Annotated in this window: 20 protein-coding genes; 14 read left to right on the top strand and 6 right to left on the bottom strand. The window is 63.2% G+C overall.

Translation table 11 applies throughout. The features are described 5' to 3' along the window. Positions 1–504: 504 nt before the first annotated feature. Entirely contained in the window at positions 505–2,088 is a 1,584-nt protein-coding gene (gene lysS / locus GBB11_RS03720; protein ID WP_151549534.1) for a lysine--tRNA ligase, read from the top strand. 91 nt (positions 2,089–2,179) lie between these two features. Here the strand turns inward: lysS and GBB11_RS03715 are convergent, their stop codons facing one another. Together GBB11_RS03715 and GBB11_RS03710 are read right to left on the bottom strand one after the other, a co-directional pair. After that, complete coding sequence (locus GBB11_RS03715; RefSeq protein ID WP_151549535.1) at positions 2,180–4,606, bottom strand: phosphatidylglycerol lysyltransferase domain-containing protein; 2,427 nt, start codon at positions 4,604–4,606, stop codon at positions 2,180–2,182. Next, the gene (locus GBB11_RS03710) at positions 4,603–5,889 is read right to left on the bottom strand and encodes an esterase family protein (RefSeq protein WP_151640961.1); all 1,287 of its coding nucleotides are present in this window, start codon (positions 5,887–5,889) and stop codon (positions 4,603–4,605) included. Before GBB11_RS03710 ends, GBB11_RS03715 begins: the two co-directional genes overlap by 4 nt. Before the next feature lie 409 nt (positions 5,890–6,298). Between GBB11_RS03710 and hypE the strand changes: the two genes are divergently transcribed. Continuing rightward, a complete protein-coding gene (hypE, locus tag GBB11_RS03705; RefSeq protein WP_151549830.1) occupies positions 6,299–7,405 on the top strand; it encodes a hydrogenase expression/formation protein HypE in 1,107 nt (368 codons plus the stop codon). On the opposite strand, the gene hypF is transcribed toward hypE, so the two are convergent. After that, positions 7,334–9,580, bottom strand: coding sequence for a carbamoyltransferase HypF (hypF, locus tag GBB11_RS03700; protein WP_151549831.1), 2,247 nt, complete (start codon positions 9,578–9,580; stop codon positions 7,334–7,336). The two genes, hypE and hypF, sit on opposite strands and share 72 nt — an antisense overlap. A gap of 37 nt (positions 9,581–9,617) precedes the next feature. Between hypF and GBB11_RS03695 the strand changes: the two genes are divergently transcribed. The 6 genes from GBB11_RS03695 to GBB11_RS03670 all read left to right on the top strand — a co-directional run bounded on the left by GBB11_RS03695 (position 9,618) and on the right by GBB11_RS03670 (position 16,008). Continuing rightward, entirely contained in the window at positions 9,618–9,968 is a 351-nt protein-coding gene (locus GBB11_RS03695) for a hydrogenase maturation nickel metallochaperone HypA (protein WP_151549832.1), read from the top strand. 42 nt (positions 9,969–10,010) lie between these two features. Next, a complete protein-coding gene (hypB, locus tag GBB11_RS03690) occupies positions 10,011–10,802 on the top strand; it encodes a hydrogenase nickel incorporation protein HypB (protein ID WP_151549833.1) in 792 nt (263 codons plus the stop codon). A gap of 411 nt (positions 10,803–11,213) precedes the next feature. Further along, on the top strand, positions 11,214–12,449 hold the full coding sequence (locus GBB11_RS03685; RefSeq protein ID WP_151549834.1) for a hydrogenase small subunit: 1,236 nt from the start codon (positions 11,214–11,216) through the stop codon (positions 12,447–12,449). Then, positions 12,450–14,195, top strand: coding sequence for a nickel-dependent hydrogenase large subunit (locus GBB11_RS03680; RefSeq protein ID WP_151549835.1), 1,746 nt, complete (start codon positions 12,450–12,452; stop codon positions 14,193–14,195). It abuts the gene before it with no gap. Then, positions 14,192–15,460, top strand: coding sequence for a Ni/Fe-hydrogenase, b-type cytochrome subunit (gene cybH / locus GBB11_RS03675; protein WP_151549836.1), 1,269 nt, complete (start codon positions 14,192–14,194; stop codon positions 15,458–15,460). Before GBB11_RS03680 ends, cybH begins: the two co-directional genes overlap by 4 nt. 41 nt (positions 15,461–15,501) lie before the next feature. Then, positions 15,502–16,008: a hydrogenase maturation protease gene (locus GBB11_RS03670; RefSeq protein WP_255441717.1), complete on the top strand. Its 507-nt coding sequence runs from the start codon at positions 15,502–15,504 to the stop codon at positions 16,006–16,008. An 11-nt stretch (positions 16,009–16,019) separates the two neighbouring features. Here GBB11_RS03670 and GBB11_RS03665 read toward each other — a convergent pair whose 3' ends face one another. Further along, on the bottom strand, positions 16,020–16,370 hold the full coding sequence (locus GBB11_RS03665; RefSeq protein WP_151549838.1) for a hydrogenase maturation nickel metallochaperone HypA: 351 nt from the start codon (positions 16,368–16,370) through the stop codon (positions 16,020–16,022). A 10-nt stretch (positions 16,371–16,380) separates the two neighbouring features. Between GBB11_RS03665 and GBB11_RS03660 the strand changes: the two genes are divergently transcribed. Genes GBB11_RS03660 through GBB11_RS03640 form a run of 5 tightly spaced genes read left to right on the top strand, consistent with a single transcriptional unit; the run spans position 16,381 to position 20,300 of the window. Next, the gene (locus GBB11_RS03660; protein ID WP_151549839.1) at positions 16,381–17,556 is read left to right on the top strand and encodes a reducing hydrogenase subunit alpha; all 1,176 of its coding nucleotides are present in this window, start codon (positions 16,381–16,383) and stop codon (positions 17,554–17,556) included. A gap of 2 nt (positions 17,557–17,558) precedes the next feature. Further along, positions 17,559–17,852 (top strand): HypC/HybG/HupF family hydrogenase formation chaperone, encoded by a 294-nt coding sequence (locus tag GBB11_RS03655; RefSeq protein WP_151529847.1) that lies wholly within the window; start codon positions 17,559–17,561, stop codon positions 17,850–17,852. 52 nt (positions 17,853–17,904) lie between these two features. Further along, the gene (locus GBB11_RS03650; protein ID WP_151529846.1) at positions 17,905–18,174 is read left to right on the top strand and encodes a HypC/HybG/HupF family hydrogenase formation chaperone; all 270 of its coding nucleotides are present in this window, start codon (positions 17,905–17,907) and stop codon (positions 18,172–18,174) included. Positions 18,175–18,182: 8 nt separating this feature from the next. After that, entirely contained in the window at positions 18,183–19,304 is a 1,122-nt protein-coding gene (gene hypD, locus GBB11_RS03645; RefSeq protein ID WP_151549840.1) for a hydrogenase formation protein HypD, read from the top strand. Positions 19,305–19,355: 51 nt separating this feature from the next. Next, positions 19,356–20,300 carry a sugar-binding transcriptional regulator gene (locus tag GBB11_RS03640; RefSeq protein ID WP_151549841.1) on the top strand — a complete coding sequence of 315 codons (945 nt, stop codon included), beginning with the start codon at positions 19,356–19,358 and terminating at the stop codon, positions 20,298–20,300. Positions 20,301–20,405: 105 nt separating this feature from the next. Here the strand turns inward: GBB11_RS03640 and GBB11_RS03635 are convergent, their stop codons facing one another. Continuing rightward, positions 20,406–21,620, bottom strand: coding sequence for a NupC/NupG family nucleoside CNT transporter (locus GBB11_RS03635; protein ID WP_151549842.1), 1,215 nt, complete (start codon positions 21,618–21,620; stop codon positions 20,406–20,408). Between the two features lie 3 nt (positions 21,621–21,623). After that, complete coding sequence (locus tag GBB11_RS03630) at positions 21,624–22,043, bottom strand: cytidine deaminase (RefSeq protein ID WP_151549843.1); 420 nt, start codon at positions 22,041–22,043, stop codon at positions 21,624–21,626. A 295-nt stretch (positions 22,044–22,338) separates the two neighbouring features. Here GBB11_RS03630 and GBB11_RS03625 point away from each other — a divergent pair, with 295 nt between their 5' ends. Next, positions 22,339–23,622: a thymidine phosphorylase gene (locus GBB11_RS03625; protein ID WP_151549844.1), complete on the top strand. Its 1,284-nt coding sequence runs from the start codon at positions 22,339–22,341 to the stop codon at positions 23,620–23,622. Positions 23,623–23,634 lie beyond the last annotated feature (12 nt).

Below are 23,634 nucleotides of genomic sequence, written 5' to 3'. Positions count from 1 at the left end.
GACGCAATCCGCGGCACATGCGCGCCCGAGCACGTGGTGAAACGTTGGTGATGGCGAGGGTGTGGCGTCCCAGCAGTGCGGGGCGTGGCCTCGTCGGCATCAGCGCTTATTACGTAACCGTAAGTCTATGGCTCCCGCCGCACCTCATCAAGGATAGACCTGCACAGTTGTGGATCGGCGGGGTAGGCCCCTCGGCGTATTGTGTGCGGTGGGCATCACAACAACATCCGGGGCCTGTCGGGGCTCACAGCATAAAGGTGCTGGCTGGCGGCCTATTTTATGTCGCCGCTGGTCACTGCCGTTTTGGTCTCGGGGAGAGGGGTAGTACGTCAGGCGACCAGAAAGTAATGGGGGTAAAAACTACTGTGGGAATCTGCGGATAAATGGGGCTGTGATGTCCGTTTTGCTCTAGGTCGGCGCGGGGTGAGCGAGCGGCGGCGGGGTGCTGGGCAGGAGGTGGGCGTCGAAAAGCGCCTGCGGGGGAATGCACTAGAGTAATCAGTCATGAGCGAGCAGACTAAGAAGCAAAAACCCGCCGAACGCGTAGATGATGTGCCTGAGCAGTTGCGAATCCGTCGCGAGAAGCGCGAGAAGCTGCTCGCCGAGGGGCGCGATCCCTACCCCGTGGAGGTAGACCGCACCATCTCGATCACGGAGCTGCGTCGCCAGTTCTTTGTGCGCAAAGACGATGCCGCCGAGGCCCCGGAGGGGGCGCGAGTGCTGGAGGTCGGGGAAGAAACCGACACCGAGGTGGCTATCGCCGGGCGCGTGATTTTCGTCCGTAATACCGGCAAGCTGTGCTTCGCCACCCTGCAGGAGGGCAGCGGCGAGACCATGCAGGCGATGCTCTCGCTGCGGGAGGTCGGCGAGGACGCCCTCGCCAGTTGGAAGCAGGACGTGGACCTCGGCGATATTGTCTCCGTGCGTGGTCGTGTGATCGCCTCCAAGCGCGGTGAGCTCTCCGTGATGGCCGCGCGCTGGCATATGGCGGCCAAATCCCTGCGCCCGCTGCCGGTGGCACATAAGGAGATGAGCGAAGATACCCGCGTGCGCCAGCGCTATACCGACCTCATCATGCGCGAGCAGGCCCGCCGCAACGCCATGACCCGCATCAAGGTCATGCGCGCGCTGCGCCACCACCTCGAGGGTGAGGGCTTCGTGGAGGTAGAAACCCCGATGCTGCAGACCCTGCACGGCGGCGCTGCGGCGCGTCCTTTCGTGACTCACTCCAATGCCATGGACATGGATCTCTATCTGCGTATCGCGCCGGAGCTCTATCTCAAGCGCTGCGTGGTCGGCGGCCTGGAGCGCGTGTTCGAGGTGAACCGCAACTTCCGCAACGAGGGTGTGGACTCCTCCCACTCTCCGGAGTTCGCCATGCTGGAGACCTACCAGGCGTGGGGCACCTACGAGGACGGCGCCCGCACCATCCGCGAGCTAATTCAGGCCGTGGCCATGGAGGTCTTCGGCTCCACCACCGTCACCCTCGCCGATGGCACCGAGTACGACCTCGGCGGCGAGTGGAAAGAAATTGAGATGTATCCCTCGCTCAACGAGGCGCTGCAGCGTAAATTCCCCGGCCAGCCCGAGGTCACCATCGACAGCAGCGTCGAGGAGCTGAAGCAGATCGCTGCAGCGATCGGCCTAGACGTTCCGGCCACCGGCGGCTGGGGCCACGGCAAGCTGGTCGAGGAGATCTGGGAATTGCTCTGCGAAGATCAGCTGCACGGCCCGATCTTTGTCAAGGACTTCCCCGTGGAGACCTCCCCGCTGACCCGCTCTCACCGCGAGAAGCCCGGAGTGACCGAGAAGTGGGACCTCTACGTTCGCGGCTTCGAGCTGGCCACCGGCTACTCCGAGCTGGTCGATCCGATCATTCAGCGGGAACGCTTCGAGGATCAAGCCCGCCTGGCCGCGGATGGCGACGATGAAGCCATGGTGCTGGACGAGGACTTCCTGGCCGCCATGGAGCAGGGCATGCCGCCCACCGCAGGCTGCGGCATGGGCATCGATCGCCTGCTCATGGCGCTGACTGGCCTCGGTATCCGCGAGACCGTGCTCTTCCCGATTGTGAAGCCCGAGCTTTAAAACCTCGCTGCCAAACATACACGCACCCGCCGGCTGCAGCTGGGGATTCTTCCCGAGGCGCAGACGGCGGGTGCCGTGTGTATAGGGGCCTTTAGGAGCGCTCGCGGTTGTCCGCGTGGGCGGTTGCGGCGCGGTCTTTTCTCTCGCTGCGGGCGGCGGTCCATACCGCAGCGGCGGCCCGAGCGTCTCGCAGTTTTACGTGCGGCAGGTAGCAGCGAGACACAGCGAGGCCGATGGCGGGCAGCGCAGTGGGGTCGTCATAGCAGAGTAGCCAAGAGTGCTCCACTGGCTTGAACTTGCGCTTGAAAGCGGCAAGTGAGCGGAAGCCATAGAGGGGCTCGAGGACTCTGCCGAGTTCATTGAGCATCGTGCCCAGCAGGCTGGAGGTATCCCCGCCAGAGAGCGGAGCTCCGGAAAGGGAGACCCACTCCAGCTGCGGACCATAGATATCGGGGGCGGTGGTGATCGCCTCGGCGATGAGGAATTCCACCACGGGCCGAAATCCTTCGCGATCTCGACGCATGAAATCTAGGGTGATGCCGACGATCTCGCCATTATGGCGTACCGGCAGCCAGCTGGTGACACCGTGCACGTGCATGGTGTCATCTACGGCGATCAGCAGCTTCACCTCATCATCGATGAGTTCTGATACCGAGCCTAGGGTAAAGCCCATCTCCGGCAGGGCCTTTTCCGAGACCCATTGTTCGCTCAATGCGTGGATCTGGGCACGAATCACAGGGTTGGCCTGGGACCATGTGGTCCACTCGTAGCGAATATTCTCCTTGACGGCGCGGTTACGGGCCGTGCGCACATCCTGAAATTTCTTGCCCTTGAACTCGATGCCCACCTCTACCACGGACTCCTCGGCCACGTGCAGGGAGGAATAATGTGCGGCACGCGTGGAGGCGAACTCGTTATTCACCGAATACCAGGCCACCCGCCAGCCTTGGTTGCGGGCATACTGTTCGAACTCATCGGCCACACTCGACAACTCAGCAGCATCTAGCACCACCGGAGCACCGACGGTAACCGCGATAGAAGCGTGGACACGATAGGCTACATAGCCGCGTTCGTCTGCTGCGATCCAGTAGGAATTGTGCGGCCATGTACCCATCCACGAAATGTGGTCGCCGGTTCCGTTTTCCAAGATCCGGCGCACTGCTGGGGGCACGGTCGATGGGGTGGGGGCGGTGAACAGCCGCCACAATATGGTCGCTGCGGCCGTCCAGAAGATCACCGGGGTCCACTCAAAGCTGAGGCTCTCAATGCCCGATTCTGGAATAAGTGGTGCCGGCGAGAATCGGGACAACACTGGGGGGAGGAAGCGCCACGGTAACTCGCGCAGGCCGGTCATGGTGGGCAAGATCGCGAGCCAGAGCCCTGCGAGTACCATGGTGAGACCGCCCATGATGGCCATAGAGCGCACCACAGCTCGACGTGATCCCGCCGAGGTGAACCACTTCCTTTGGGCAATGAGGGCGAGAGCCTGCACCACGAAGGGGGCCCACGCGATACCGACGCGTGAGGATGCGGCGATAATCACGCCGGCGGTGGCGAGAAGCAACACGATAGTGGCATAGAGCGCGCGGCGGCGGCCACGGGCGAGTCCGTAGCAGAGCACTCCAAAGACGAGTGCGATGGCCACATTGCCGAGGAAGGGCGCAATACCTGCATTGTTTACGGAGTTCGCAGCGCTCATGCATGCTGCACTATGGCGAGCATGAGCGCATACCTCCTCCGCTGAGTCAAGAGACCAAGACGGGGAGGTGACAAATAGTCCGAGTGAGGAAAGTACCGCATTGCTGTGTGGATTCATGGCGGCCAAAAAGGGGCCGATGGCAACAGCGAATACTGTGATTGCGGAAATGCGGCGCTTTTCTCGCACAGTCGCCTGCCAGTCCCAATGGCGGATCGTGATCAACCCGCATCCCGTCACCGCGATCGCTATCGCAACATCCTGCAATGTTCCGGAATAAAGGAGCAAGACTACCGCGATCACGACAGAGAAGAACTGTACTCTGCGTCGCCACACCACGGTGTAGTGAGGTGCAGCCAACATGCTGACGGCCAGCAGCCACACTGTTGGGGTAAGAATTGTGCCCGAGGCGATCCCTCGGGCCCACCCAGAGTGCGCTGTCCAGAGCTCTCCGAGTGCGACCGCAGTGCCGACAGCGAGGGTTTGAGACAGTATCGCGGCGAGTAGATAGCGCCACGTACCTAGGGTGCGCTCAGCGGGTATGCCGAGGAGGAGTAACCCAAGTGTGGCGGGAAACAAGCCCTGCAGCGTTTGGGTACTGAGCCCGCTAATCGCTACCTTTTCCAGATAGCTTTCTGGGCCGAAGACGGCGTTTATTCCCACCAGATGGATGATCCACGCACAGGCGATCATCGAGAGGGTGACGGGTCCAGAGACTGCATAGTTGAGCAGTCGGCGGCGCAGGAGTACCAGCAGAGTTGGTGGCTCAGCTTTCGGGTCGGTTGTAGAATCGTGAGCCGTGGCGTCGGGTGAGTGTGTCATGTCAGTCCCCCTCGTTGAGCAATGAATTCAAAATCGTTGGTAATGGCCGCGCGCCATACTTGCCACGTATGGCCGCCTGGATATTCCTGGTAGTGGCTGTCTACCCCAAGGGAACGCAGTTGAGAGTCAAATCCCTGCATCGCCCGCTGAGCATCGTGATCGCGCGCCCCAGCAGCAAAGCGAGCGGCGCGCCCCCGATAGGCCGTGGAGTTGGAGTTCAGGGCAGCAGTGAGGACATCCCGTGGATTGTGAGCAGCGAAAGCATCTTCGCTGCCCTGAAAGAGCTGATCCACGGTCTGCTTATGATTGCCCACCGATGGTTCCGCCTCACCGGAATAGTCCAAAACTGTGCCGAAGGCATCGGGGTGTCGGGAGAATATCTGCAGTGCACACGTGCCACCGTAAGACAAACCTCCGATACTCCACCGGCTGCGATCTGGAGTGGCTCCGAGGGAAGAAATCGCATAGTTAGGCACTGTGGTGCGTACATAGTCCTCTACCTCGCCGACACATTTCGGGGCGCCCGCGAGGGTGCCGGTGGCATCGACACTCAGAATCAGGGGCGCGGTGCCGTTGTGCCTCTGCTGGAAGGCATCAGCTATGTGAGTGAGCTGTCCGGTGTTGAACCACTGGGGTGGCGAACCGGGAGAACCGGGCATGAGTATCAACACTGGTAATTTCTCCCCTGCAAAGAAAGCCGGTGGCAGATAAGCCTGGGCTGGGCGCGGCTGGTAGCCGCTGCCGCTGGGGATGTCGATGCTGACGAGTGCACCGACGGTGTCTCCGTCCTTATTCTCCGGAACGGTGTTCTTGGCACGCATCGCCTCCGCCTCGCTCATGCTCATCTTCGCTGCATGTGGCCGCGGATCCAAGGCTCCGAGCGTGGGATAGACCTGATAGGCGGTGTTGGCCACCATCAGCGCTCCGATCAGGGCAAGTACGACGAGGGGGAGAAGCAGCACTCCGCGTCGCCGCGGCCGGATTGCGAGGCTCGTCAGAGCTGCCACGAGTACAGCCACCGTCACTCCACCGGAGAGGTAGATCTCGGTGGGGATGTGATCGGGGAAGGGGCGCCAGATCTTTTCCAGTCCGATCCATATTCCGAGTGGCACCAGCGCTCCCGCTGCTAGAGCGACGAGCCCAGCTCGGCGATGCAGGCGGCCCCCGCGCAGCAAAAGTAGTGCTGCGGCCACGATCGCGATAATCAACAGCGCGATACTCACCGCAGCTGCCTTGTGCGTCGTCAACGGCACCGCCGTGAGTGTTCTCCACACTGTTGTCATAGTCGGAGACACTAGCCTGCTCTGCGCCGTCGCCCTAGTCGCTCCGCGGGTGTGATACCCCCTGTGATTCATTATTCAAAACAAATGCAAAAACCCAGCTCAGGGCGGTGCGCGGGGGTGGAAGGGAGGGGTAATCTGGAGATCAGCTGTGAATCCGCTAGCGGCTTGCTGAGGACTTGTACCCAAAATGCTCACAACACGCCGGAGTAGTGGGCCGAGCGTGTCCTAACTGTCATCAAATATGTGGCTGATCTCACTGCAGCTAGGGTAGGCGCAGGTGGGTGAATCGACGCGCAGCGGCTGGCTGGGGGCTACTACGCTTAATAAGCGAGACATGCGCCCGCCGCTCGCTGTGCTGCGGCGCGCACCCTACGATTGCATTTACGAGAAGCGAGGCAGGGCCCACGCCATGGAACCGAAGAACCGGCTAAACCACGATGAACACAAGGTCCAGAGCAATATCTCTCGGGTCCGTGCCCGCCCCTTCCGCCTCACCGAGGATCGCGTGACCCTGGCCCACGGTTCCGGTGGCAAGGCCTCTGCCGCGCTCGTTGAGCAGGTATTCCTCGATGCCTATGGCAATCCCATCCTCTCTGCCGGTGGCGATTCGGCTGTGGTGGCAGCAGACTCCTTCATCCGCGAAGCGGGCAGTGCGCTGGCGATGTCCACCGATTCCTATGTGGTCAATCCCATCGAGTTTCCCGGCGGTTCCATCGGCGACTTAGCCATCAACGGTACGGTCAATGATCTTTCGATGGCAGGTGCACAGCCCGCGCTGATCTCGGCGGCTTTTATCTTGGAAGAAGGGCTCGAGATTGCGGTGTTGCGTCGCATAGTGGAGGACATGCGCGCCGCCGCCGATGCAGCGGGGGTCACCATCGCCACCGGCGATACCAAGGTGGTGCCCAAGGGGGCAGGCGACAAGCTCTACATCACCACCGCCGGCATCGGCACCATCCAGCCGAACCTGCAGCTTGGCTCCGAGCATGTGCAGGTGGGAGACAGCATTATTATCTCCGGCCCTATCGCCGACCACGGCATGGCCGTCATGCTGGCCCGCGGTGATCTGGCCATTCACGCCCCCATCGAGTCCGATACCCGGGCCCTCAATTCCGCTGTGCAGGCGCTTATCGACGCCGCCCCGCAGGTGCGCTGGATGCGGGATGCCACCCGCGGCGGCGTGGCCACCGTGCTCAATGAGCTTGCTCGTTCCACCGGCCTCGGAGTTGCCATCGACGAGCACGGGGTGCGGGTGCGGGATATGACCCGCGCCGCCTGTGACATGCTGGGCATCGACCCGCTCTATGTGGCCAATGAGGGGACCTTTGTCGCCGTGGTTCCGGCGGCGCAGACCGAGGCGGCGCTGCGCGCCCTCCATGCCGCGGGCGCGCCTGAGGCCGTGGAGCTGGGGCAGGTCGTGGAACAACCGGCCGCCTCGGTGGTGCTACGCACCGGCTTCGGTGGCACCCGCATGGTGGACATGCTGGTCGGGGACCCATTGCCCCGCATTTGCTAGCCGCGCCGCCACGGCCTGGCCGAGGGAGAGCCCGCCATCATTGGCGGGAACGACGCGGTGCTCCTTCAATTCCGGCAGCGCGCGGCGCAGATGCCCGAGCACAAGCCGGTTGAGGCCACAGCCACCACTAATACCCATGATCTCCGCCCCAGTCTCGGCGGCAATGCGGCGCATCTGGGTGGCAAGAATCTGTGCCAGCCCGTGGTGGAAACGCCACGCCGCCGTCGCGGCGGCGGTGCCATCAAGAGCCTCCTGCACCAGCTCGGGAATGCTGTCCGCCTCCGAGGGCAGCTGCTCGGTGGCGCTGCGGGCGCAGGTTTCCAGCCGCAGCGCGGCATGGGCCTCAAAGCTCTGTTCGGGGCAGAGGCCAAGCATGGTGGAGATGGCGTCGATAAGCCTGCCTGCTGAGCTGCACTCCACCGCCCCGTATCCGGTGCGCAGCTGGGCTTCTACCAGCTCACGCTCTGCTGCGGGCGCGGGCAGCGGCGGGCACTCGAGGCCATAGGCGTGGCTGAGCCCGACGGCGATGCGCCAAGGATGACGGACCGCACGGTCGCCGCCGAGAAGCGGAAAGCGGGGGATGTGCCAGGCGCGGGTGCAGCCACGATCCGGGGAATAGCTGAGGATTTCGCCGCCCCAGATCGTGCCGTCGAGGCCATAGCCGGTGCCATCCAGGGTGGCGATCACCGCCGGCTGATCGAGAAGCTGCTGCTCGGCGAGCAGCGAGAGAGCGTGGGCGTGGTGATGCTGCACCTGCACCACGGGCAATCCGGTGCGCTCCGCCCACGCCGTGGTGGCATAGTTCGGGTGCAAATCGCAGGCTACGAGCTCTGGCTCAGCGCGACGCATACTCAGCAGCTGCTCCACGGCGCGCTCAAAAGCCTGCTGGGTCGCCCAGGAGCCCATGTCGCCGATATGCGCGGAAATATGGGCGGTCTCGCCGACGAGCAAGGTGAAGGTGTTTTTTAATTCCCCGCCCACGGCCAGCACCGGCGGCGAAGACCTCGCGCCGGGCAGCGAGAGCGGCAGCGGAAGCGGCGCCTTACCGCGCGAGCGGCGCACCGGCAGCAGCCGATCATGGTGGGCAAGATCCACGGAATCCTCCACTGGGACGTGGATCGGCCGGTCGTGCATCACCCACCCATCGGCCATTCCTGCAAGCTGGGCGCGGGCGCGCTCATTCTCGAAGCAGAGCGGCTCGCCGGAGATATTGCCGGAGGTGGCCACTACGGGGCGATCCACGAGCAGGGTGTGCAGCGGGGTATAGGGCAGCATAATGCCAATATCCGTATTGCCTGGGGCCACCTCGTCGGCGAGGTCATAATCGGCTGCCTGCGGGGCGATAACGATGGGCTGGGCGGGCTGAGACACCAGCGTCGGGTCGATCTCCGCGAGGCGTTCGACCTCGGCGAGCGGCGCCATCACCGCGAAGGGCTTATGGGGTCGCTGCTTCCGCCGGCGCAGCCGCGCCACGCTGGCTGAGTTGCGCGCATCGCAGAGCAGATGGAACCCGCCTAAGCCTTTGACCGCCAGAATCTCCCCTGCGGCCAGCCACTCGGCGGCGCGGGTGAGATCGCCCTCCACCCGGCGGCCCTCGCGCTCCAGCCAGAGCTGCGGGCCGCAGTCGGGGCAGCTGATGGGCTGGGCGTGATAGCGCCGATCCAGCGGGTCGGCGTATTCGGCGGCGCAGCGCGGACACATGGGAAACTCCCGCATGGTGGTGCGGGGGCGGTCATAGGGCAGGGACTCGATTATCGATAGCCGTGGACCGCAGTTGGTGCAGGTGGTGAAAGGATAGCGGAAGCGCCGATTGTGTGGATCCGCCATATCGGCCACGCACTCTGGGCAGATGGCCACATCTGGCGGCAGCAGGGTAGGGGTGGCGCCGGAGTGCTGTGAGGCGACAATGCGAAAGCCGCGTTCTGCAGGGCGCAGCGGTATCGCAGTGGTGTGGTGGTGCTGCACCTGCGCTAGCGGCGGCAGCTCGTCGATGACGGTGTGGAAGAACTCCGCAAGGACCGCCGGGTCGCCCTGGGCCTCGATATAGACGGCCGAGTCGGAATTACCGCAGAACCCAGTGAGCGGAAAGCGCGCGGCACACCGGGCGACGTGGGGTCGAAACCCGACGCCTTGTACCACCCCGAGAATCTCGGCGCGTCTACGCTCACTCACCATATCCCCGATAGTAGTAGCGGCTGCTAGATTCGATCACGTGCACGAAGTCGCTCTGTCCACCCAGCTCGCAGCGGTGGTGCGCCGCGCCGCCGCCGGCCGCCGCGTACGCGTAGTCCATCTCGAGGTGGGACAGCTGCGGCAGGTGGTGCCCGCCTCTTTCGAGTATGCGTGGCACTTCGTCTCTGCCGGCACCGAACTCGACGGCGCCCAGCTCGACACCCGCTGGATTCCGGTGTGGCTGGGATGCTCCTGCGGTTTTCACGGCGAGATGGGCGCCGAGCTGAACCTATGCTGTCCCCGCTGTGGTGGGGCTGCCGAGATTCTCTCTGGGGAGGAATTCCGGGTGGTCGATATCGAGGTGGAGGGGCCGGCCTCCGCGCTAAGCTAAGGGCACAGCCACTTTCTGCGAGCAGGCGAAAAGAGAAGAACTATGGGACGATTCCACCGGCACGATGATGGCACAGTACACAGCCATGAGCACGGGCATAGCCATGAGCACGGGCACGCTCCGGCACTGAGCAGCGAGCGCGATCTCGGAGATCACTCAGCCTATGACACTGGGCGCGAGCGTATCTCGGTATTGGAAGACATCTTTACGGAAAACGACCGCTGTGCCGCCGAGAACCGTGCCGCATTCGACGCCCACGGCGTCGAATGCATCAACCTCATGAGCTCCCCCGGCGCCGGCAAAACCACAGTGCTGCAGCGTAGCCTCGCCGCCCTCGCAGGCCAGGTGCGTATCGGCGTGATCGAAGGAGATATTGAGACCTCCCTGGACGCAGATCGGCTCCGCGGCCATGGCGCCCAGATTTCCCTGCTCAACACCGGCCACGGTTTCGGCGGGGAGTGCCATCTCGACGCCCCCATGGTGCACCGTGCCCTGCAGGGGTTGGATCTCTCCCAGCTGGATCTGGTGATCGTGGAGAACGTGGGCAATCTCGTCTGTCCTGCCGAGTTTGCGGTGGGAGAGCACCGCAAGGCCATGATCTTCTCCATTACTGAGGGCGAGGACAAGCCGCTGAAATATCCCGTGATGTTTAAAGCCGTCGACGCCATCGTGATGAACAAGATGGATCTCGCACCCCATCTGGACTTCGACATGGAGCTGTTCCGCTCCAATCTGCACTCAATAAACCCGAATGCGCCGGTGATCGAGATGTCCGCCCGCACTGGAGAGGGGCTGGAGGACTGGCTGGATTGGCTCCGGCCTAGCCCTGCCTAAAACTGGTGCGGGACTAGAGCAGGTACACCTTTTGGGGGTAGAAGACCGCACCGCTGTGCTCTTCTGGCAGATAAAAATGTGAATTACTCCATCACAGAGCGCAGTAATTCTCGCGATAAACAAGGTGTGCCTACTATTGGCTACGCTTCCGTAGAAATCCCGCACGCTTGGCGAAAGCGCTCAGAGCGCTATTCGCGTGGCCGGATACGCGCTGCGGGGTGTGAGATATGCCCTGCGCAACGCCCTGAAAGGGCGATGATGCGGTTGATAAAATCGATGCTGGACTATCCGCGTGACAATGTGGCTGCGCATCGCCGCTTCCTGTGTCTGTTCCAACGGTGAGATTTGCGACTTATCACAACACATTCATGCCACGCGGCAAGCGAATGGTTAAAGATAAGGGCACCATATATGCATCTGGCGAATAGTTGGCAAGGGAAAAACCTTCGAGAAAATCTGGAAATGCGCGGAGTACCGCGGCGTGACTTTCTCAAGTTATGTGGCGCCATGGCGGGAGTATTTGCCACCGGCGTTCCAGTAATGAGCGGATTTGAAGCCCAGGCAGAAGAAATTGCCGAGAAACTAGGCAACGTCGAGAAGCCCAATGTGGCGTGGCTGCAGCTGCAGGAATGTACCGGCTGTATGGAATCGCTCATCCGTTCCGGCGGCACCACCGTCGAAGATATGGTGCTGGATCTGCTGTCGCTGAATTACAACGAGCTGCTCATGGCCGCCTCTGGGCATGGGGCCGAGAAGGCCCTCGAGGATATGCGCGGCGAACCCCATATTTTGGTGGTTAATGGTTCGGTGCCCACCAAGGAAAACGGCATCTACTGCATGATTGGCGGCAAAACCTCGGAGCAGGTGCTGCGCGAGGCCGCCGAGGGGGCCTCGGTGGTGCTCGCCGTCGGGGCCTGTGCCGTCTATGGCTCGGTGCAGGCGGCTCGCCCCAATCCCACCGGCGCGGTGGGCGTGGAGGAGATCATCACCGATAAGCCGGTGATTAATGTCTCCGGCTGCCCGCCGATCGGCGAGGTTATTACCGCCACCATCACCTACCTGCTCACTCATGGCGAGCCGCCCAAGGTGGACGCCGAGGGGCGTCCGCTCTTCGCCTACGATCAGCGCATCCACGATTCCTGCCCCAAGCGCCCCCACTTTGATGCCGGGCAGTTCGTGAAGACCTTCGACGATGAAGGCGCACGCAATGGCTGGTGCCTCTACGAGGTGGGTTGCAAAGGCCCCTCCACCTTTAGCCCCTGCCCGATTGTGCAGTGGAATATGCGCTCCGGCTGGCCGATCGGCGCCGGTCACCCGTGTATCGGCTGTACCGAGAAGCACTTCTTTGACAAGTTCACTCCCTTCTACGAGGAACTCCCCAATGTGGGTGCTTTTGGCGTCGAGTCCTCCGCGGAGAAGGTGGGGTGGGGTCTAGTAGGCGCCGGCATTGCTGGGGCGGCCGTGCACGCCGGCATCACCACATTTAAAACAATTCCGATCCGCTCGGGAGATAAGGACGAGGAGCTGCTCGCGGCCTTCGGTGATCTTCCCGCTGCTGCTGGCGAGGCCGAGGAGACGGCGTCGTCACGCGCCCACCCTACCCCCGAGGCAGGGCCGGCGGAACCGCACACTAAGGAAGGTAAGTAAATGGCAGAGCGCGTTGTCATTGACCCCCTCACTCGCATCGAAGGACACCTGCGTATCGAGCTGGAGCGCGAGGGGGAGAAGATCACCAACGCATGGTCGGAGACCACGCAATTTCGCGGGATCGAGGAAATCGTGGAGGGCCGTGACCCGCGTGATGTGTGGGCCTTTGTAGGCCGCATCTGCGGGGTGTGCACCGGCGTGCACTCGATCGGATCGGTGGTGGCGGTGGAAGACGCCATCGGCTCCACCGTGCCCAAGCAGGCGCGACTGATTCGCGATCTGGTGCTGGGATCGCAGGAAGTGCACGATCACGTGGTGCACTTTTATCACCTGCACGCCCTGGACTGGGTGAATGTGGTCTCTGCGGCCGAGGCTGATCCGAAAAAAGCCGTAGAGTTTGCCGCCTCGATCGGATCGACGTGGAAGAACAACAGCGAAACCACCTTCCAGAAGGTGAAAGAGACCATCCAAGGGGTGCTGGATTCCGGCCAGCTCTCCATCTTTAGCAATGGCTACTGGGAGCACCCTGATTATCGCCTGCCGCCGGAAGCGAATCTCATGGCGGTCTCGCACTACCTCGATGCGCTGCAGTTCCAGCGCTCGATCATCCGCATCAATACGGTCTTTGGCGGCAAGAACCCGCACCCCAACTTCCTCGTCGGCGGAATGGCGTGCTCGATTGACCCCAATAAGTCCGAGACCGTCAACCAGGTGCAGCTCGATCAGGTGTCCTCCTGGATTGATGAGATCCTCGAGTTCGTCAACGACTGCTACTACCCAGATGCTGTCGCGATCATGGGGGCCTATAAGGACTACTTCGATATTGGCGCGGCGGCCCCGAACTTCCTCGCCGTAGGCATGGCGGGCGCCACCTATGGCGGCGATCCCACCGGCCGTCCCGTGTCCTCCTTCCACCCCGATATTCGGCCCGGCGTGATCCTCGACGGCGATTACTCCACCCTGCACGAGCTGGACCCAGCCAAGATCACCGAGTTCGTCAGCAGCGCGTGGTTCAGCTATAGCGAGGGCAAAGACGTGGGGCTGCACCCCTCCGAAGGCGAAACGGTGGTGGATTACACTGGGCCGCAGCCACCCTATGAGTGGCTCGGAGACAGCGAAGAATACACCTGGTCGAAAGCACCCCGCTACGATGGCCGCCCCACACAGGTCGGGCCGGTCGCGCGGGTGCTGCTGGCGTATCTGCAAAAAGAACCCACCACCACACGGCTGGTGAATGAGGCCATGAAGGCGCTGGATATTCGTGTGGAGCAGCTCAACTCCACCGCTGGGCGCACCTTCGCCCGCGCCGTGGAGGCGGTGACCACCGCCGAGGCCCTGGCGGATACGATTCTGCCCGCGTTCATCGACGGCCTGCGCCGCGGTGATATCGACGTCTTCGATTCCTCCACCTGGGAGCCTTCCAGCTGGCCGCAGGAATGCGAGGGGTTCAGCATGCTGGAGGTGGCTCGCGGCACGCTCGGCCACTGGGTGCGGATTAAAGACGGCAAGGTGGATAACTACCAGGCGGTGGTGCCCACCACCTGGCTGGCGGGCGGCCGCGATGCCCGCGGCCAGATGGGGCCCTATGAACACTCTCTCGCCCATGGCGGCAAGCACCCGCTGGTCGATCCGAAGCAGCCACTGGAGCCGCTACGCACCATTCACTCCTTTGATCCGTGCATGTCCTGCGCGGTCCACGTGCTCGACCCCAACGGGGAGAGCGTGATGGAGGTGATGACGCCATGACCACCCTCCACACACCGCACGGTTCGGGCCGCGGGGCCGAGTCACACTCGAAGAAGCGCCGCCCCCAAGGCGCAGAGCGCGTGCTGCGCCCGACTCGGGCCTATTCGGTGGGGCACTATTCCAGCGGTCGGCTTCTGGCCTTGGCCGCGGTGGGGCCGCAGGACAGCACCGATCCCGTGGAGCGGGCGCTACGCACCTCGCTGCACGTCAATCGCCCCGATATCGACCAAGCGGAGCTGACGGCCGTATCTTTCGACGCGGCCAGTACCGAGCGCCCCTATTCGCTGGCGGTCTGTGACACGATCACGATCAATAAAGAGCACCAGACCCGGATGATTATGCGCGGCGACTATGAGGCGGTACTCGAGCAGTCGCAACTGTCGAACGAGGAGCGCGCCCCACTGGTGCAGACCGTCAAGACGGCCCGCCGTAAGGGTGAACGCCTCCTCGGCATCGCCACCGCCCATGTGGATGCCGATGGCCAGCCCGGCCCCTTCCGCTTTCAAGGCGTGGTGGGGGTGAAGGTCGAGGACAAAGACCGCGCGATGAAGGATGTGCGCGCTAATCCCAACCAGTGGGTGCGGGTGAATCTGTGGACGGTGCCGCTTCGCCTGCAGCACTGGGGCAATGTGGCGCTCATCGTCATCCTCTCCGTCACCGGCTATTTCATCATGAACCCCGGCCTGCTTCCCGCCCAGCAACCCGGCGGCGATCTGGGCTATCTCATGGGCTGGGTGCGCTTTATCCACTTCGTGGCCGCGTTCCTCTGGCTGCTGCTGGGCTTTACCCGCTGCGTGATCTGGGTAACTTCGCGGCACCGCCAGCTACGATGGCGAGCGATGTGGCCCATTCGTTCCAAACGGGATCTACACGGGCTGGTGGGCACCCTGAAGTACTATCTCTTCCTGCAGAAGCACCCGCCGCTCTATCTCACCCACAACCCGCTGCAGCAATTCGCCTATACCGCGATCTATCTGCTCTGTCTCTTCCAAATGCTCAGCGGACTAGCGCTCTACGGGCTCTACAACCAGAACTCGATCATCTGGTCCTTCTTTAGCTACCCGGTGCACTGGACCGGTATCCCCACCATGCGGCTCATTCACGCCATGATCATGTTCATCGTGTGGATGTTCGTCTGGATTCACGTCTATCTCGCGGTGCGGGCGGACTCGGTCGAGCGCCATGGTGGCGTCTCCTCCATGATCAACGGCGGAGTGTGGCTGCGCCGCGGCGCCCAGCCCTATGACGCCCCGGAGATCGGCTAGTGGCGGCGCCGGTGACGGTGGTGGGCATTGGTAATCCCATCATGTCCGATGACGGGATCGGTCTCGAGCTGCTGCGTCAGCTGGCCACCGGCGACAGCGAGGTCGCAGAGCTGGCGTGGGTGCCGAGCCATCGCCGCCAGCCCCTCGCGGATCCTGCCTGCCCCGGCCCCGTGGAATTCATCGATGGCGGCACCTCCGGTATGGAGATTCTTCCCGTGGTACAGCAGGCGCGCCGTTTATTGCTTCTCGACGCCATCGCGGGTGCCCAGCCGGGACAGGTCACAGTCCTGCGCGGAGACCAGCTGCCGCGGCTCGTGCAGTCGCATCTTTCCCCGCATCAAGTGAGTCTGCTGGATCTGCTTGCTGCGGCGCGCTTATTGGGCACAGAACCCGAGGAGATAGCCGTGGTGGGCGTGGTGCCCGCCAGCACTGAGCTATCGGTGGGCCTGAGCGAACCGGTGATCGCCGCGCTGCCGGAGGCTGTCGCCGCCGCCCGCGAGGTGATCGCCGACTGGTTGGCCGCCGAGAGCACCGACACGGGGAGGTGAACGCTGTGGAGCTACGAAGCCGGGGGATCGGTGAGATCAATATAGGCGATCTCGAACTCGCGTCCCCGCCGCAGGTCCGCCGTGGGCGTGCCGCAGCGGGGGCAGGTCAGGGCAAAATACTCATCAATCTCCACCTCCCCAGCGCAGCTGGGGCAGTAAACGGTGGCGGTGATGTTCTCCACGTCCAGCGTCGCCTCGGCGCAGCAGGTGCCGCTGCGGGCCAGCGGCCACGCGGCGTACAGCGCCTCGGTGACCACACCGGCGAGGCTGCCCACGCGCAACGCCACTTTTTCCACAGTTCTTCCCGGGGCGTGGGCGGATACAGTGGAGACAACGCCGCTCAGCAGGCTGAATTCATGCATGGAATCTATTATGTCTAACTCCTCCACCAGCATCCGCCTCGACGCCATCATTGATCCTTTCGAGGCCACGGTGCTCTACACTCGCGATAGAGACGGGCGCATCGTTGATGCCCACTTTGACCTCTCGGGGCTGCCGCGACTGGAGCCGCTACTACTCGGAAAACCGGTGGCCGAGGTGGTGCACATGGTGACTCACCTCTGCGGACTCTGCCCCGTGGCCCACCACTTGGCGGGGATGGCGGCGCTCGATCGGATGCACGGTGTGTCCACTCTGCCCGCCACCGCCCGCGCTGTGCGGGAGCTCCTGCTCCACGGTGCCGCTCTGTCCGCCTATGCGCCCAAGTTCCTCAGCGTGAGCCCGCAGAGTGCACGGGCGCTCAAAGAGCGTGGCGACGCACTCATGGCGGCTGCCGGGGCCACCGGGCATTTTCCCCGCGTAGCCACCCCGGGTGGGGTGGTGGCCCCCGCCGATAGGGGCGCGGTGGAGGCGCTCGATCTGGATGTCGAGCAGTTGTGCGCGGAGCTGCTGGAGTGTGCCGCGGCGGAATCTCCCGTGCCCCCGTGGCAGGGAGTGGATATGCACCTGGGAACGGACCCGGTGGGGGACCGGATTGTGCTCTCCTCAGGCGAGAGCTTCGCCGCGGCGGACAGCGCTGAACGTATCCGCGAAACGCGCCCCGGTGATCCGGCACCCCGCCCGCAGGTGCAGCTGTCCTCGGGGCAGTGGCAGCCCTACCGGGTGGGCCCGGTGGCACATGCTGATGCCGCCACTGCGGAGCGGGGCCTGACGGCGGTCATGGTGGCGGAGATTCGCCGCCGCATGGCGGCAGTCGAGCGGCTCCGCTCGGAAAAGGAGCTCTATGGTGCGGATATTCAGGCGGAGCTGCAGCCGCGGGCGGGCAGTTTCACCGGGGTCGTCGATGGGCCGCGCGGGCTACTCGCCCACACATATACGGTGGATGAGCAGCAGCGAGTGGTGGAGTGCCGCATCCTCACCCCCACCGCCCAGAACGAGTACTGGTTGGCGCAGATGATGCGTCACGCGCTGGTGCAGGACTCCGATGTGGAGGAATCGATCCGTACCGCTGATCCCTGCCTGCCCTGCGCCGCTGCCCCGCGGGGGCAGATGGGGCTGCAGCTGCGTGAAGATACCGTATCGGCTGCGAGCGCCGAGGAGGAGGACTAAAGATGTGTCTCGGAATCCCCGCCAAGATTCTCTCCCGCGAGCCTGGCCTGTTGAGCATGGCCGAGGTGGATATGGCCGGGCAGCGGCGGGAAGTGAATATGTCCTATCTGCCCGAGGCCGAGGTGGGCGACTATGTGCTGATCCAACAGGGCTTCGCCATGACCGTGGTGGACGCGGCGGATGCCGAAGCCTCGCTTCGCGCTATCGCCGAGCTCAATCTGCTGCGGCCGGAGCGGCTGCCGCGGGGGCACCGCCAGGGCCCATCCGCGTTAGGTGAGCCCGCGCAGCGGGAGTAAAATTTGTGAATAAAGCTGAGAATCCTCGCTAGCACCGAAGAAGGGAACACCGATGTGTCTGGGAGTACCCGCACAAGTCGTGGACATTGAGGATGGCCACCGTGCCACAGTGTCAATGTCTGGGGTGAGCCGGAAGATTTCCACCGATCTCTTGGTGGGCGAGGCCCTCGAGGAGGGGGAATGGGTGCTGGTGCATGTGGGCTTTGCGCTATCGAAGATCGACGAGGATGAGGCCGCTCTCACCCTGCAGCAAATCAAGCAGCTCGGTGGTGGGACCTTCGATGATGAGCTCGATTCTTTCTCTCGTTCGGATATCGGATAGCGGTTGCGATGAAGTTTGTTGATGAGTTCCGTGACCCCGCCGCAGCGCGGGCCCTGCTAGATCGTATTGAACGCGATGCCGCTGCCCTCGAGGAGCCGTTGTCTTTGATGGAGGTCTGCGGCGGGCATACCCACACCATTTACCGCTATGGCATCGAGAATCTGCTCCCCGATTCCATCAATCTCGTGCACGGCCCTGGCTGCCCGGTGTGCGTGATCCCCATGGGGCGTGTCGACGACGCCCTCTGGCTGGCGTCCCAGCCGGACGTGCTCTTCACCACCTTCGGGGACATGATGCGCGTGCCCGGATCGGAGGGCTCGCTGCTTGATGCCCGAGCGCGTGGCGCCAATGTGGAGTTCGTGTACTCGCCCTTGGATTCTCTCGAGCTGGCGAAGAAGAACCCCGATAAGCACGTGATCTTCTTTGCCGTGGGATTTGAAACCACGGCGCCCTCCACCGCTGCCACGCTGCGCGCCGCCAAGGCGCTCGACATTAAGAACTTTTCGGTGTTTTCCAATCACGTCCTCATTGAGCCGCCCCTGCGGGCGATCGTCAATGGCTTCATCGGGCCTGGGCACGTGGCCGCGATCGTGGGCACGGACGCCTTCGAGTTTTTGCCCTTTGAATACGATATGCCCGTGGCGGTGGCCGGTTTCGAGCCGCTCGATGTGCTGCAATCTGTGGCGATGCTGCTGCGGCAATGTATCAGCGGTGACGTGGATGCTGGGCTGGCGCGAGTGGATAACCAATACGCCCGCGTGGTCCAGCCCGGCGGCAATAAACAAGCCATGGCCCTGCTGGGTGAAACCTTTGTGGTGCGGGAGAGCTTCGAGTGGCGCGGACTGGGGACACTGCCCGAGTCTGGCCTGGCTATCCACGAGGACTATGCGCCGTGGGATGCAGAGAAGCGCTTCGATATTCCGGGCCGCCGGGTGGAAGATCCGAAGGCCTGCGAGTGCGGGAGTGTGCTCACCGGCCGGATCAAGCCCTGGCAGTGCCGCGTCTTCGGCACCGCCTGCACGCCCGCCACCCCGATCGGTACCTGCATGGTCTCGCCCGAGGGGGCCTGCGCCGCCTACTACAATTTCGGCCGTATTGATCGCTCCGCCACCGCGGCCCTCAACCGCTAGATTCTCCTAGCGCCGCTTGTGAATACATCGATGAAGGAAAGGCTCCACGGTATGGATGCTCGCGATGAACAGGCCCTCCGCGCGGCGAAGCTCTACTACGAGTCTGAGATGAGCCAGGCCGAGGTGGCCGCCGAGATGGGTATTTCCCGCCCCACCGTGGCGAAGCTGCTGCAATACGCCCGGGAGCGCGGCTATGTCGTCATCCAGATCCTCGACCCGCGGGAAGAACGCGGCCATGTGGCCGAAACCCTGGTGGAACGCTTTGGCCAGTACGGGCTGAAAGAGGTGCGCGTGGTGCACACCGCCCGCGATTCCTCCGAGGAAATTCTCAAAGAGCTCGGCCGCATGGGGGCGCTGGTGTTGCAAGAGCACGTCGATGACGGGCATCTCGTGGGTGTGAGCTGGGGAAACACCATGTATGCCGTGGCGCGTGCCCTCGGCGATACCCCGCGCCAAGGCGTGGAGATCGTGCAGCTCAAGGGCGGGTTGAGCTATAGCGAACGCTCCAGCAACGATATCGAGACCATCAATCTCTTCTGCCGTGCCTTCGGTGCCTATGCCCGCACCCTGCCGCTGCCCGTGATTTTCGATAACCCCGAAACTAAAGCCGTGGTGGAGCAGGATCGGCTCATCAGCCACACCTTGGAACTCGGGGCGCATACGGATGTGGCGATCTTTACCGTCGGCGCGGTGCACCGCGACTCTTTGCCACTATCCATGGGCTATCTCAGCGAGCGTGAGATCCAGCAGCTGGAGAGGGACGCGGTGGGCGATGCCTGCTCGCGCTTTTTCACCAGCGAGGGCGCCATTGCGGCCCCGAGCGTGGACGAGCGCACCGTGGGGATTAGCCTCTCTGATCTCTCCTCCCGCCCGGTGCGCATTCTCGTGGCCGGAGGGCTATCCAAAACCGCCGCCATTGCCGCCGCGCTGCGCATGGGGCTGGCCACGCATCTGGTGATTGACCACCAGACCGCCTGCGCCATCCTCGAGCGCTAAGGATTCCCACCGGCTGGCGCGGCTGCGGCGTGGTGGCCCTGGACAGAGGAATGCCTCCCCACCGCAGTGTGAGTGGCGGCGGGGAGGCGTCGATAAGCGTCGAAGCTAGAAGGCGACGATGCCTACGATGGCGGCGTTGAGCATATTGGTGCAGAAGCCGGCGAAAAGGGCTTTGATGCCGAGCTCGGCTACCTCGGAACGGCGCTCGGGAACGAGGGCGCCGAAGGAACCAATCTGGATGGCGATAGAGGAGAAGTTGGCGAAACCAGCCAGGGCGAAGGAGGTGAGCATCACGGACTTCGCGGAGAGATCATCCACGTGCTCGGAGAAGGCGGTATAGCCGACAAACTCGTTGAGAATGGTCTTTTGGCCGATGAAGTTACCCACCAAGCTGGCCTCCTCCCAGGGCACGCCGATCGCCCATGCCAGCGGGGAGAGGAGCACGCCGAATAGTCCCTCGAGGGACCAATTCTCTTGGCCGAAGATGCTGCCGATGCCGCCGATGCCGGCATTGACCATAGCGATACCGGCGATGAAGGCCACCAGCAGGCAGGCCACGGTGACGGCGATCCGGCCACCGGAGAGCGCGCCGGTGCCGATGGCGTCGATAATGTTGCGCGAATCTTCATCGCGCACCTCGCGCACATTGGCGTTCACCTGCGATTCTTCCGTCTCGGGCATGAGGGCCTTGGCCACCATGAGCGAGCCGGGGGCGTTCATCACCGAGGCGGCCAGCAGATAGGGCAGCGGTGCGCCCAGCAGTGAATAGCCCACCAAGGTGGAGCCGGCCACGGCGGCGAATCCGCCGGACATGCAGGTAAATAGCTCGGAGCGGGTGAGCTTGGGCAGCCACGGCTTAATCACCAGCGGGGCCTCGGACTGGCCGAGGAAGACAACCGTCGAGGCCCACACACCCTCGATCTTGGATACGCCCAGCACCTTGCGCAGAATGGTACCCACGATCTCCACGAACCACTGCAGAATGCGTAGATAGTACAGGGCGCCGATGATGGCGCCGAGGAAGATAATCACCGGCAAGACGTTGAGGGCGAAAATAAAGCCCACGTCCTCGCCGAAGAGGGGACCAAAGACAAAGGAGGTGCCTTTGTTGGTGTAGTCGATCAGCTTCTCAATTGCGCTGGAGACAGCTTCGAGAGCGTGGAAACCGGGAGTCCACTTCAGCACCAATAGTGCGAAGGACACCTGGAGCAATAAGCCCACGCCCAGGGTGCGCCAATTGATCTGGCGGCGATGTGAGGATAACGCGATCAGTACCGCGAAGATCACAAAAATGCCGATGAGGCCTTGGAAGCGATCCATAGGTTATGCCTCCTTAGAGAGGTGTTCGGGCCCGAAGGAATAGGGCAGGAGTGTGTCGAAATTCAGGCTGAGAGGCTCGCCCTTGTCATCCTCCACCACGACGGTGGTGCAGCCGAACTCGCGGAGCACTTGGCGGCACGCGCCGCACGGCCAGCAGGGAGCCGCGTTCAGGCCCACGATGGCGACCGTATCGATGCGTCGTCCCACGCTATCGCTGGGGTCGAGACGGGCGATCATGGTGGTAGTGGCATTGCGCTCGGCGCACAGGGTGAGCCCATAGGAGGCGTTTTCTACATTGCATCCGGTGTAGATTGTTCCGTCTGCGCTCAGCACGGCGGCTCCCACGGGGAAGTCGCTGTACGGGGCGTAGGCGTGCTCGGCGGCTTCGCGGGCGCGCGCGAGCAAGGAGGCGTGATCAACCATGCGAGGTGGTCCTTTCGCTGGGGAGAAGAAGCACGCTTGACGACGCCGCTCTCCGGGCATGAATCGGCGTTGGCTGCGGTCAAGCTCTTAGCTGATCAGCGTACGGTCCCTCGTCGGAAAGCACAGCGCGACAAACAGGGAACAATTGGCAATCCACGTATTGACATTTGTTCTAAGCGGGATGATACTTGGTCTCAAAGAGCAATATCAAGGGTCTACCTAACTTTTGGGGAGCCATGGTGAGTGGGGTCACTGCCGTGGTGGGGCCCGCTAGAGGAAAGAGGACAGAGGCGATATGGCTGAACAATTCGATGTCGTCGATATCATCCGCACCAAGCGTGATGGCGGCGAACTCTCCACTGAGCAGATCAACTGGGTCATCGATGCCTATACCCGCGGGGTCGTGGGTGATGAGCAGATGGCGGCACTGAACATGGCCATTTTCATCCGCGATATGAACCGTCGCGAGATTGTGGACTGGACCCAGGCGATGATCGCCTCCGGTACCACCATGGACTTCTCCGGGCTGTCGAAGCCCACCACCGATAAGCACTCCACCGGCGGCGTCGGCGACAAGGTGACGCTCCCGCTCGGGCCGCTCGTCTCCTCCTATGGAGTGGCGGTGCCGCAACTCTCAGGCCGCGGCCTGGGCCACACCGGCGGCACCCTCGACAAGCTGGAGTCCATCCCTGGCTGGCAGGCAGATGTGCCCAATGATCGCCTCATGTCCATCCTTGAGGATTCGGGCGCGGTGGTGGCGGCCGCGGGCGCCGGCCTCGCCCCGGCGGATAAGAAGATTTACGCGCTGCGCGATATCACCGCCACTGTCGACTGCATCCCGCTGATTGCCTCCTCCATCATGAGCAAGAAGATTGCGGAAGGCACCTCGGCGCTGGTGCTGGACGTGAAGGTCGGCTCCGGCGCGTTCATGAAGGACCTCGACCAGGCCCGCGCCCTCGCCCGCACCATGGTGGATCTGGGCAATGACGCTGGAGTGAACACCCGAGCACTCCTCACCGACATGAACACCCCCTTGGGGCGCAAGATTGGCAATGCCCTCGAGGTGGAGGAATCCCTCGAGGTGCTCGCCGGCGGCGGCCCCGCTGATCTGGTGGAGATCACCTGTGAGCTGGCCCGCGAGATGCTGGAGCTGGTGGGCGTACATGATCCGGACGTGGAGGAGGCCCTCAAGGATGGCCGCGCCATGGATTCCTGGCGGAAGATGATCCGCGCTCAAGGCGGCGATCCGGACGCGGCCCTGCCCGTGGCCCCGCATCAGGAGGTCGTGCGCGCTGAGCGCGATGGCGTGCTCACCCAGCTGGATGCGCTCGCTTTGGGCGTGGGATCCTGGCGCCTCGGCGCCGGTCGCGCCCGCAAGGAAGATCCCGTGCAGGCCACCGCCGGCATTGAAATTCATGCCGAGATTGGCCAAGAGGTGAAGAAGGGAGAGCCACTGCTCACCCTGCACACCGAAACCCCCGATCGCATCGAGCGGGCGCTGGAATCCATCCGCCCGGGCATCGTCATCGGCGATGGCCCAGCCCCGGCCCGCACCATCATTCTTGATCGCATCGTTTAAGGAGACTGTTGT

Origin of the sequence: Corynebacterium sp. 74A, from assembly GCF_008930665.1 — a bacterium.
Classification (GTDB): domain Bacteria; phylum Actinomycetota; class Actinomycetes; order Mycobacteriales; family Mycobacteriaceae; genus Corynebacterium; species Corynebacterium megadyptis.
The sequence above is the reverse complement of the archived record's forward strand: the minus strand, read 5'-3'. Positions and strand labels throughout refer to the sequence as shown.

Excerpts from the sequence above, each read along its gene's own strand:
- GBB11_RS03685 (WP_151549834.1), top strand. The coding sequence starts at position 11,214 with ATGCATCTGGCGAATAGTTGGCAAGGGAAAAACCTTCGAGAAAATCTG.
- cybH (WP_151549836.1), top strand. The coding sequence starts at position 14,192 with ATGACCACCCTCCACACACCGCACGGTTCGGGCCGCGGGGCCGAGTCA.
- GBB11_RS03680 (WP_151549835.1), top strand. The coding sequence starts at position 12,450 with ATGGCAGAGCGCGTTGTCATTGACCCCCTCACTCGCATCGAAGGACAC.
- GBB11_RS03655 (WP_151529847.1), top strand. The coding sequence starts at position 17,559 with ATGTGTCTCGGAATCCCCGCCAAGATTCTCTCCCGCGAGCCTGGCCTG.
- hypF (WP_151549831.1), bottom strand. The coding sequence starts at position 9,580 with ATGGTGAGTGAGCGTAGACGCGCCGAGATTCTCGGGGTGGTACAAGGC.
- GBB11_RS03625 (WP_151549844.1), top strand. The coding sequence starts at position 22,339 with ATGGCTGAACAATTCGATGTCGTCGATATCATCCGCACCAAGCGTGAT.
- GBB11_RS03650 (WP_151529846.1), top strand. The coding sequence starts at position 17,905 with ATGTGTCTGGGAGTACCCGCACAAGTCGTGGACATTGAGGATGGCCAC.
- GBB11_RS03635 (WP_151549842.1), bottom strand. The coding sequence starts at position 21,620 with ATGGATCGCTTCCAAGGCCTCATCGGCATTTTTGTGATCTTCGCGGTA.
- GBB11_RS03665 (WP_151549838.1), bottom strand. The coding sequence starts at position 16,370 with ATGCATGAATTCAGCCTGCTGAGCGGCGTTGTCTCCACTGTATCCGCC.
- GBB11_RS03630 (WP_151549843.1), bottom strand. The coding sequence starts at position 22,043 with ATGGTTGATCACGCCTCCTTGCTCGCGCGCGCCCGCGAAGCCGCCGAG.
- GBB11_RS03715 (WP_151549535.1), bottom strand. The coding sequence starts at position 4,606 with ATGACACACTCACCCGACGCCACGGCTCACGATTCTACAACCGACCCG.
- GBB11_RS03710 (WP_151640961.1), bottom strand. The coding sequence starts at position 5,889 with ATGACAACAGTGTGGAGAACACTCACGGCGGTGCCGTTGACGACGCAC.
- hypB (WP_151549833.1), top strand. The coding sequence starts at position 10,011 with ATGGGACGATTCCACCGGCACGATGATGGCACAGTACACAGCCATGAG.
- GBB11_RS03660 (WP_151549839.1), top strand. The coding sequence starts at position 16,381 with ATGTCTAACTCCTCCACCAGCATCCGCCTCGACGCCATCATTGATCCT.
- GBB11_RS03640 (WP_151549841.1), top strand. The coding sequence starts at position 19,356 with ATGGATGCTCGCGATGAACAGGCCCTCCGCGCGGCGAAGCTCTACTAC.
- lysS (WP_151549534.1), top strand. The coding sequence starts at position 505 with ATGAGCGAGCAGACTAAGAAGCAAAAACCCGCCGAACGCGTAGATGAT.
- GBB11_RS03670 (WP_255441717.1), top strand. The coding sequence starts at position 15,502 with ATGTCCGATGACGGGATCGGTCTCGAGCTGCTGCGTCAGCTGGCCACC.
- hypD (WP_151549840.1), top strand. The coding sequence starts at position 18,183 with ATGAAGTTTGTTGATGAGTTCCGTGACCCCGCCGCAGCGCGGGCCCTG.
- hypE (WP_151549830.1), top strand. The coding sequence starts at position 6,299 with ATGGAACCGAAGAACCGGCTAAACCACGATGAACACAAGGTCCAGAGC.